This is a genomic window from Frankia sp. AiPs1 (genome assembly GCF_023716945.1).
Lineage (GTDB): Bacteria > Actinomycetota > Actinomycetes > Frankiales > Frankiaceae > Frankia.
Genome location: NZ_JAMQQF010000622.1, coordinates 1 through 3,403, shown reverse-complemented (window position 1 = coordinate 3,403; position 3,403 = coordinate 1). Strand labels below are relative to the sequence as shown.

The following is a 3,403-nucleotide window of genomic DNA, read 5'->3' as shown; positions in this document are numbered from 1 at the left end:
CCCCCCCCCCCCCCCCCCCCCCCCCCCCCCCCCCCCCCCCCCCCCCCCCCCCCCCCCCCCCCCCCCCCCCCCCCCGGCCGGGTCCGCCGCGCCGACGGTGCTCAGGGCGATGTCGACGTAACGCCTGCTGATCTCCGCCGGCGTGAGTGGCCCGTCCGGGTGGTACCAGCCGGTGATCGAGCGCAGCATGCCGAGCAGCGCCCGGGAAGTGTCCGCGGGGTTGGTCATCCGGAACACCCCGCTGCTGTTGCCGTCGACGAGAATGTCGAGCAGCAGGGTCTCGAGCTCCTTGCGCTTGGCGGCGTAGCCGCGGCGGTTGGCCGGCTCCAGGTAACGCAGCTCGGAGTCGAGGACGGCCATGCTCACCCGATGCGCCATGAAGAGCGTGATCGACTCGACGAACGCGACGAACCGGTCCCGGGCGGGGGCGTTCTCGCCCAGCTCGGCCAGCGCGGCGCGGGCCCGACCGAGCGCATCCTCGATCCCCAGGTCCAGCAGCGCCACGAGGATGCCCTGCTTGTTGGCGAAGTGGTAGTAGAGGGCGGGCACGGTGACGCCCGCGCGGCGGGCGATGTCCCGCACCGTCGTGCCGTGGTAGCCATGCTCGTAGAGCGCCTCCATCGCGCCCTGCAGGATCGGGGTGAGCTGGGGTGGGGCGAACTCGCGCCAGTTCGTCGCCGCCAGCACGGGTCCTGCCGTCACGATGGGCCTCCCGGGTGTGGCTGGTCCTGACCAGTGTGGACCGGCCCGCCCACGGGTGGATCCGGACCACGCGCAGGGTGACCGAAACGCCGCGAGCCCGCGTGCTCGGGGCGGATCGGTCGACAGGCCGGTGCCGTCGACGGGCCAAGCCGCCGACGGCACCGCGTCACCAGGTCGGCCGGAGCCGTTCGGACGTCGGAGCCGTTCCGGACAGAGCCGTTCCGGACGTCGGAGCCGTTCCGGACGTCAGAGCCGTTCCGAACGTCAGAGCCGCTCGATGATGGTGGCGTTGGCCATGCCGCCGCCCTCGCACATCGTCTGCAGGCCGTAGCGACCGCCGGTCGCCTCCAGGTAGTTGACCATGGTGGTCAGCAGGCGGGTGCCCGACCCGCCCAGGGCGTGGCCGAGTGCGATCGCCCCGCCGCGCGGGTTGAGCCTGGCCGGGTCGGCCCCGGTGTCGCGGGCCCAGGCCAGGGGCACCGGCGCGAACGCCTCGTTCACCTCGAAGGCGTCGATGTCGTCGATGGACAGCCCGGAGCGCTGGAGGGCCTTGCGGGTCGCCGGGATGGGGGCGGTCAGCATGAGCAGCGGGTCGTCGCCGGCCAGGGCGAAGGTGTGGAACCGGGCCCGGGGCCGCAGGCCGAGTTCGTTGGCCTTGGTCTCGCTCATGATCAGCACGGCGGAGGCGCCGTCGGTCAGCGGCGAGGAGTTACCCGGGGTGATGCTCCAGGTGATCTCCGGGAAGCGGGCCGCCCACTCCTCGCTGTAGAAGGAGGGCTTGAGCTGCTGCAGGCCCTCGAAGGTGGTCGTGGGCCGGACGGTCTGGTCGGCAAGGTGCTGGATCTTCGTGCCGTCCGGCAGGGTGATCTCCACCGGGACGATCTCGTTCGCGAAGTCGCCGGCCGCCGCCGAGGCCGCGGCGAGCTGGTGCGAGCGGGCGGAGAAGGCGTCCAGGTCCTCACGGTTGAGCTTCCAGCGCGCGGCGATCAGTTCGGCGCCGATGCCCTGGTTGGCCAGGCCCTCCGGGTAGCGGGCGCGGAAGCCCGGGCCGTTGGGGTCCTTGCCGATGACCGCGGAGCCCATCGGCACCCGGCTCATCGACTCCACCCCACCGGCGATGACGATGTCGTACGCCCCCGCGATGACGCCCTGCGCGGCGAAGTGGGCCGCCTGCTGGCTCGACCCGCACTGGCGGTCGATGGTCGTGGCGGGCACCGACTCCGGGAAGCCGGCGGACAGCAACGCGGTGCGACCGATGTTCAGCGACTGCTCGCCGACCTGGCCGACACAGCCCGCGATCACGTCGTCGACCAGCGCCGGGTCGAGGTCGTTGCGCGTGACCAGCGCCTTGAGCACGGTGGCCAGCAGCTCCACCGGGTGGGTCTCGGACAGCGCCCCACCGGGCTTGCCGCGACCCGACGCCGTCCGGACCGCATCGACGATGACTGCGTTTTCCATGGGATCTCCCTCGTCACCAGCCTGGCGGACCGATCCGCCACGCTGCCCGTGTCGCCCACCCGATGTCCAGCGCTCGCGTAGTTGTCTAGCGCTCGCTAAGCAGACCATGCCATGACCGGTCCCCACGTGCGCGATCCTGCCGCCTTGGCCAGGATCGCGGCGGGCGGGTCATGCCCCGTTCCGCTTGTCGATCGTTCGTTGTGACGCTACGAGCCTGCTCTTGATGGGTCAACAAGCAGATTGGAGTGACAATTCCATATCTGCGGGCCCGGCGCGAGCGACCGGTCCACCGCCGGGCCGGGCTGGCTGTGCGCACTCGGCGTGGTCGCTCAGCGGACCAGTCGCGGCGGACGGCCACCGCCGGCGGCGCCGGACACGTCCCCGCCGGCAGGAAGGGCGGCCGAGGCGGTCGGGTCGCCGGTGACGCAGGGCGGCTGGGGATGTGCGCGTCCAACGGCGGTGACGCGGTCGGCGATCCACCCGCGCAGGCCGGCGACGTCCACGTCGTGCGGCGGGTGCTCGGCGTAGGGGGCCAGGTTGTCCGACGCGCGAGCCAGCACGGCCACGCCGCCCCTGACGTTGCCGCGGGCGAGATGAGTGATCCCGACGGCCAGCTGGGTCAGCCCGCGCCACAGGCCACGTTCGCCGTCACCGGCGGCCTTCCAGGCGGCCTCGAGCGCCTCGTGGGCCTGGAAGGGATGGCCGGTGTCGAGCAGATGCTGGGCGGCGGCGAGTGCGGCGGCCGGGGGCAGCGGGTTCGGCAGGCTCAGAGGAGCCACGCCGGCCGCTCCGTGTGGCAGGGGCCGGCCGAGGGCGTCGCGGGGACGCTCGGCGGGTCGGGCCGACGACGCGGCGGGTCCGGCCGACGACGTGGCGGGTCGGGCTGACGACTCGGTGAGTCGGGCCGACGATCGTTGCGGTTCGGCGCCGCCGCGTTCGCTCGCGGACGCGTCTGGTCCATCCGGGTGGGGCCCCTGGGGCGCGGTCCGGGTGGACTCCGCTCCGGCGGGCGCCGGCCCGGGGTGTCGTGGTCTGGTCATCTACGTCAGTGTGACCAGGCGGTGGGACTCTGTCGCCCGCGATGGTCCCGGGTGGCGCTCGCCACGCGGGCGACTGCTGCCAGGCGCGGCTGTGGCCCGTCTCGGCGGGGGAGCCGGGACGGGCCACACGGGTGGGGTCGTGCTGCCCTGGGTCTGCCGTGCTGCGGTGCCGGGCGTGCCGTGCCGCTCGGGCTGTGCCGTGC

The 3,403-nt window shown here is 73.6% G+C and carries 3 protein-coding genes; all 3 read right to left on the bottom strand.

Features of this window, described 5'->3' with window-relative positions:
- Positions 1 to 702, bottom strand: a 702-nt coding sequence (locus tag ND748_RS28430; RefSeq protein WP_251749265.1) for a TetR/AcrR family transcriptional regulator, incomplete at its 3' end; no start/stop codon positions are given.
- A 264-nt stretch (positions 703 to 966) separates the two neighbouring features.
- Positions 967 to 2,160, bottom strand: coding sequence for an acetyl-CoA C-acyltransferase (locus ND748_RS28425; protein ID WP_251749264.1), 1,194 nt, complete (start codon positions 2,158 to 2,160; stop codon positions 967 to 969).
- A 329-nt stretch (positions 2,161 to 2,489) separates the two neighbouring features.
- Positions 2,490 to 2,939, bottom strand: coding sequence for a DUF309 domain-containing protein (locus ND748_RS28420; protein ID WP_251749263.1), 450 nt, complete (start codon positions 2,937 to 2,939; stop codon positions 2,490 to 2,492).
- Positions 2,940 to 3,403: the final 464 nt, after the last annotated feature.

What these genes read in the sequence shown, in the direction of transcription:
- ND748_RS28425 (WP_251749264.1), bottom strand. Translation starts at nt 2,160, where the DNA reads ATGGAAAACGCAGTCATCGTCGATGCGGTCCGGACGGCGTCGGGTCGC.